The following is a 5,859-nucleotide window of genomic DNA, read 5'->3' on the forward strand; positions in this document are numbered from 1 at the left end:
TCCACAAAAAAAGCCCCCCGACATTTCTGAAGGGGGGCTGTAGGTTTAGGCACCGACCTACTCTCCCACGTGTTACCGCAGTACCATCGGCTCGGATGGGCTTAACTTCTCTGTTCGGAATGGGAAGAGGTGGACACCATCGATATAGGCACCTGAATATCTTTATAGATTATCAGTATCTGACAACAAATGACATATTATTGAAAGAAGTTAAGTTTCGAAGAGCAAACAACGTCTGCTTTGATGAAAGCCTCGGGCTATTAGTACTACTCGACTGTGGTGTCGCCACCTTTACATCTGTAGCCTATCAACGTAGTAGTCTGCTACGGCCCTATATGGAATCCTCATCTCGTGGCTAGTTTCGCACTTAGATGCTTTCAGCGCTTATCTATTCCCAGCGTAGCTACTCTGCAATGCCCCTGGCGGAACAACAGATTCACTAGAGGCTAGTCCAACCCGGTCCTCTCGTACTAAGGTCAGCCCCACTCAAGATTCCAACGCCCACAACAGATAGGGACCGAACTGTCTCGCGACGTTCTGAACCCAGCTCGCGTGCCACTTTAATCGGCGAACAGCCGAACCCTTGGGACCTTCTCCAGCCCCAGGATGTGACGAGCCGACATCGAGGTGCCAAACCTCCCCGTCGATATGAGCTCTTGGGGGAGATCAGCCTGTTATCCCCAGCGTACCTTTTATCCTTTGAGCGATGGCCCTTCCATGCAGAACCACCGGATCACTATATCCGTCTTTCGACCCTGATCGGCCTGTATGCCTCACAGTCAAGCAAGCTTATGCTATTGCACTCCCCGTACGGTTACCAAGCGTACTGAGCTTACCTTTGAAAGCCTCCGTTACCTTTTTGGAGGCGACCACCCCAGTCAAACTACCCATCAAACAATGTCCCCCTCTCAGAGGGGTTAGACACCGAATACAGAAAGGGTGGTATTTCAACGTTGGCTCCACGACGCCTGGCGACGCCGCTTCAAAGCCTCCCACCTATCCTACACATCCTGTACCCAATGTCAATGTTAAACTGTAGTGAAGGTGCATGGGGTCTTTCCGTCCCGTTGCGGGTACCCGGCGTCTTCACCGGGACCACAATTTCACCGAGCTCATGGCTGAGACAGCGCCCAGATCGTTACACCATTCGTGCAGGTCGGAACTTACCCGACAAGGAATTTCGCTACCTTAGGACCGTTATAGTTACGGCCGCCGTTTACTGGGGCTTCGATTCAATGCTTCGCCTTGCGGCTGACATCCCCTCTTAACCTTCCAGCACCGGGCAGGTGTCAGGCCTTATACCTCATCTTTCGATTTTGCAAAGCCATGTGTTTTTGTTAAACAGTCGCCTGGGCCTTTTCACTGCGGCTGACATTGCTGCCAGCGCCCCTTCTCCCGAAGTTACAGGGCCATTTTGCCGAGTTCCTTAGCCATGATTCACTCGAGCACCTTAGAATCCTCTTCCCGGATACCTGTGTCGGTTTGCGGTACGGGCTTTTATAGACTGGAGCTTAGCGGTTTTTCTTGGAAGTCTGATTACCTGCGCTATCCACTTGCCCGAAGGCTCGCGGTACTATCAGCGTTCAGCAGGATCGGCGGATTTGCCTACCGTCCCTATACCTACAGCCTTTAACGAACTATTCCGTCAGTCCGCGGCAGTGTCACTACTCCGTCCCCACATCGCATCTATAAAAGGTACGGTAATATTAAACCGTTGTCCATCGACTACCCCCTTCGGGTTCGCCTTAGGCCCCGACTAACCCTGATCCGATTAGCGTTGATCAGGAAACCTTATCCTTTCGGTGGGCGGGTTTCTCTCCCGCCTTATCGTTACTTATGCCTACATTTGCTTTTCCGGAAGCTCCACCATAGCTCACGCTACAACTTCTCTGCCGCCGGAATGCTCCCCTACCGATATATTTCAATCCCATAGCTTCGGTATATAGTTTGATGCCCGTTTATTATCCATGCACGATCGCTCGACTAGTGAGCTGTTACGCACTCTTTAAATGAATGGCTGCTTCCAAGCCAACATCCTAGCTGTCTATGCAATCGCACCTCGTTAGTTCAACTTAACTATAATTTAGGGACCTTAGCTGATGGTCTGGGTTCTTTCCCTCTCGGCCCAGGACCTTAGCACCCTGAGCCTCACTGCCGACCATATTATATAGCATTCGGAGTTTGTCTGGATTTGGTAGGATTTGACTCCCCCGCACCCAATCAGTAGCTCTACCTCTATATAACTCAATGTCGACGCTGTTCCTAAAAACATTTCGGGGAGTACGAGCTATTTCCCAGTTTGATTAGCCTTTCACCCCTACCCTCAGGTCATCCGGAAACTTTTCAACGTTTATCGGTTCGGTCCTCCAGTACGTGTTACCGCACCTTCAACCTGCCCAAGGGTAGATCACAAGGTTTCGCGTCTACCTCCACTGACTATGCGCCCTGTTCAGACTCGCTTTCGCTTCGGATCCGTGCCTAAAGCACTTAACCTTGCCAGTGAAGAGTAACTCGTAGGCTCATTATGCAAAAGGCACGCCGTCACACCACATGGGTGCTCCGACCGCTTGTAAGTACACGGTTTCAGGTTCTATTTCACTCCCCTGTTCGGGGTTCTTTTCACCTTTCCCTCACGGTACTGGTTCACTATCGGTCTCTCGGGAGTATTTAGCCTTACCGGATGGTGCCGGCAGATTCCCACAAGGCGTCTCCGACCTCGCGGTACTCAGGATACTGTTAGGCCATTATTGCTTACGTGTACGAGGCTATCACTCTATATTGCCGGGCTTCCCATCCCGTTCCACTTCACGTTAATGTAACCACATCACAGTCCTACAACCCCACATATGCCGTAACATAAGTGGTTTGGGCTCTTTCCCTTTCGCTCGCCACTACTCAGGAAATCATTGTTATTTTCTCTTCCTCTGCTTACTTAGATGTTTCAGTTCGGCAGGTTCGCTCTTATTGTGACTGGTCTTCAACCAGCCGGGTTGCCCCATTCGGAAATCACCGGATCAATTCTCATTTGCAGATCCCCGGTGCTTATCGCAGCTTATCACGTCCTTCATCGCCTCCGAGAGCCAAGGCATCCCCCGTGTACTCTTTATTACTTTCTTCTACTCGTGCGCCTTTTGCGCCGCACGGTATGCTTTTTTTGCTCTTGTCATGATGTCTCATACTTTCCCACGAATGAATTCATGGGCTAGTGAGCACAAACACAACAGTCGCCTATTGTTGTTTGCTCTTCTTTTTTAACTTCTTCCAATATGTCAAAGAACTTTCTCTTGGTCGAGCAAGGATAAAGGAGCAAGGAAAAAAGACATAGTCTTTGATCTTTGTTCTTTGATCTTTGTTCACCAAAGTGGTGGAGAATAACGGAGTCGAACCGTTGACCTCCTGCGTGCAAGGCAGGCGCTCTAGCCAGCTGAGCTAATCCCCCAAAAAAACTTATCCGTAGTCCCGTCCAGATTTGAACTGGAGACCCCTACATTATCAGTGTAGTGCTCTAACCAGGCTGAGCTACGGGACTATTTGATTTACGATTGTAGATTTCAGATTTACGATTTTCTCTCTCGCTTCAATCGTAATTCGCATATCGTGACTATCATCCAATCTCGCCGCTAGCTTAACTAGATGGCTTCATTTTCTTGGTGTTTTTCTTTTTTGAGATATGTATCATCTACATTGGACCATATGGTACCATTTAGGCGCAGCGAGTGGTCAATCCCACTCCAGAAAGGAGGTATTCCAGCCGCACCTTCCGGTACGGCTACCTTGTTACGACTTAGCCCCAGTTATCGGTTTTACCCTAGGACGCTCCTTGCGGTTACGTACTTTAGGTACCCCCAACTTCCATGGCTTGACGGGCGGTGTGTACAAGGCCCGGGAACGTATTCACCGCATCATTGCTGATATGCGATTACTAGCGAATCCAACTTCATGGGGTCGAGTTGCAGACCCCAATCCGAACTGTGAACGGCTTTTTGAGATTCGCACGACATTGCTGCCTAGCTGCCCTCTGTACCGTCCATTGTAGCACGTGTGTAGCCCCGGACGTAAGGGCCATGATGACTTGACGTCGTCCCCTCCTTCCTCTCTGTTTGCACAGGCAGTCTGTCTAGAGTCCCCACCATTACGTGCTGGCAACTAAACATAGGGGTTGCGCTCGTTGCGGGACTTAACCCAACACCTCACGGCACGAGCTGACGACAGCCATGCAGCACCTAGTTTCGTGTCCCGAAGGACCCATCCATCTCTGGATAGTTCACTAACTTTCAAGCCCGGGTAAGGTTCCTCGCGTATCATCGAATTAAACCACATGCTCCTCCGCTTGTGCGGGCCCCCGTCAATTCCTTTGAGTTTCACCCTTGCGGGCGTACTCCCCAGGTGGAATACTTAACGCTTTCGCTTAGCCGCTGACTGTGTATCGCCAACAGCGAGTATTCATCGTTTAGGGCGTGGACTACCAGGGTATCTAATCCTGTTTGATCCCCACGCTTTCGTGCCTCAGCGTCAATAGGACCATAGTAAGCTGCCTTCGCAATCGGTGTTCTGTGACATATCTATGCATTTCACCGCTACTTGTCACATTCCGCCTACCTCTAGTCCATTCAAGCCCATCAGTATCAAGGGCACTGCGATAGTTGAGCTACCGTCTTTCACCCCTGACTTAACAGGCCGCCTACGCACCCTTTAAACCCAATAAATCCGGATAACGCTTGGATCCTCCGTATTACCGCGGCTGCTGGCACGGAGTTAGCCGATCCTTATTCCTCCGGTACATTCAGCTATCTACACGTAGATAGGTTTATTCCCGGATAAAAGCAGTTTACAACCCAGAGGGCCGTCTTCCTGCACGCGGCATGGCTGGTTCAGAGTTGCCTCCATTGACCAATATTCCTTACTGCTGCCTCCCGTAGGAGTCTGGTCCGTGTCTCAGTACCAGTGTGGGGGGCCATCCTCTCAGATCCCCTAGCCATCGTCGCCTTGGTGGGCCGTTACCCCGCCAACTAGCTAATGGCACGCATGCCCATCCTTCTCCCATAAATGTTTGACCACATCACGATGCCGTATCGTGGTCTTATGCGGTATTAATCCGAATTTCTTCGGGCTATCCCCCAGAAAAGGGTAGGTTGCATACGCGTTACGCACCCGTGCGCCGGTCTCAGGCCAGCAAGCTAGCCCTACCCCTCGACTTGCATGTATTAGGCCTGCCGCTAGCGTTCATCCTGAGCCAGGATCAAACTCTCCATTGTAAAATGTTGTAGTTCGAACGCTGACTATCTATTAATTAAAATTGATTGTCTGTTCTTGATTTGTATTGTCTGTAAGAACCGACCTAAAGAAAACAGTTTGGCTGTATGTACTTTACAGTAAACATTCTCGCCTCGCTGCGCTTTTGTAAATGATATCTCTTTAATGAACTTATCGGCCGTGCCTCGCGGTGGCCTATATATCTTGCAACTTCTGCTGTGTTTCGACCGGTCTTCTTAATGTTCCAATCTCAGTTTCGCTTCCATCGTTTCAATCTTGTTGTTATCGTTGCCAGACTCCGTCTGGTAACTCCCGTTTCGTTTGGGACTGCAAAGGTAGGAAACTTTTTCTTCTTTCCAAATAAAAAATAAACTTTTTTTATCTGTCTTTCTTCATCTATACCACCTCTCTTTTCCCTTCCTTCAAACCCTCACCTCTTCCTCCGAAGCGGAGTGCAAAGGTAGAAAAACTTTTCCTCTTTCCAAGAAAAAAATAAAACTTTTTTCTTTTCAGTTTGTTATCGCTTTTCAGGCGTCCCCTCTTCCTCCGAAGCGGAGTGCAAAGGTAGAAAAAATTATCCCCCGTGCAATACCAAAGGCGTGTTTT

General features: G+C 49.7%; 2 tRNA genes and 3 rRNA genes. All 5 read right to left on the reverse strand.

The features are described from left to right. Positions 1-44: 44 nt before the first annotated feature. The 5 genes from rrf to CRO54_RS20965 all read right to left on the reverse strand — a co-directional run bounded on the left by rrf (position 45) and on the right by CRO54_RS20965 (position 5,255). Positions 45-156: ribosomal RNA gene (gene rrf, locus CRO54_RS20945) — 5S ribosomal RNA — on the reverse strand. A gap of 84 nt (positions 157-240) precedes the next feature. Beyond that, positions 241-3,117 (reverse strand): 23S ribosomal RNA (locus tag CRO54_RS20950). 245 nt (positions 3,118-3,362) lie between these two features. Further along, a tRNA-Ala gene (locus CRO54_RS20955) sits at positions 3,363-3,439 on the reverse strand. A gap of 15 nt (positions 3,440-3,454) precedes the next feature. Then, positions 3,455-3,529, reverse strand: a tRNA-Ile gene (locus CRO54_RS20960). A gap of 206 nt (positions 3,530-3,735) precedes the next feature. Beyond that, positions 3,736-5,255: ribosomal RNA gene (locus CRO54_RS20965) — 16S ribosomal RNA — on the reverse strand. The 16S, 23S and 5S rRNA genes sit together here with 2 tRNA genes alongside, the layout of an rRNA operon. Positions 5,256-5,859 lie beyond the last annotated feature (604 nt).

Source organism: Pedobacter xixiisoli (assembly GCF_900215335.1).
Classification (GTDB): Bacteria; Bacteroidota; Bacteroidia; order Sphingobacteriales; family Sphingobacteriaceae; genus Pedobacter; species Pedobacter xixiisoli.